General features: G+C 44.8%; 1 protein-coding gene. It reads left to right on the top strand.

Annotated features, from left to right (window positions below; genetic code table 11):
- Positions 1–706: DNA methyltransferase (locus AUL33_RS21910; RefSeq protein ID WP_192843258.1), on the top strand; the 706-nt coding region annotated here is incomplete at both ends.

Genomic DNA, 706 nt, shown 5'->3' with positions numbered 1-706 from the left:
CGATCAAAGGCCGAATGCGATCGAACAATTTGCCTATGCGGACGCTTGGGCAAATGGAACAACATCTTACCTATCGATGATTGTTCCTAGACTTTACCTAGCTAAAGAATTGATGAAGAACGACGGGACAATTTATATTCATCTAGATTGGCACGTTGGGCATTATGTCAAGATTGCGGCTGACGAAATATTTGGTAAGGATGCATTCCTCAATGAAATTATTTGGCAGCGCACAGGTGCTCACAATGATGCAGGGAAATTCGGAGTAATTCATGACACGTTGTTTGCTTACATAAAATCGGAAGATCACGTTTTTCATCCGACATTTATACCTCATTCCGAAGATCATCTCAAAACGAGGTTCAATCAAGTAGAAGCGGAAACTGGGAGGAGATTTTTTGCCGGCCCGATCACGGCTCCTGGCTCTGGCCCGTCTCGTCGCTTTCGCGGCACCGACTTAGCCCCTCCTCCGGGAAGGCATTGGAGCTACGCTCAGATTGGAATTGACGATCTGGAGAAGAAAAACAAAATATACTATTCATCGACAGGAATTCCTTATCTTAAACAGTATATGGACGAATATGTGGAGCAAGGAAGGCGTGTTCATACGGTATGGACTGATATACTTCCTCCCAAAACTGGCAAAGAAATACTGGGATATGCAACTCAAAAGCCGGAGAAGCTCCTTCAGCGCATAATTGAGGCT

The organism is Aureimonas sp. AU12 (genome assembly GCF_001463705.1).
In the GTDB taxonomy this organism is placed as follows: domain Bacteria; phylum Pseudomonadota; class Alphaproteobacteria; order Rhizobiales; family Rhizobiaceae; genus Aureimonas.
This window is presented reverse-complemented; position numbering and strand designations above follow the sequence as displayed.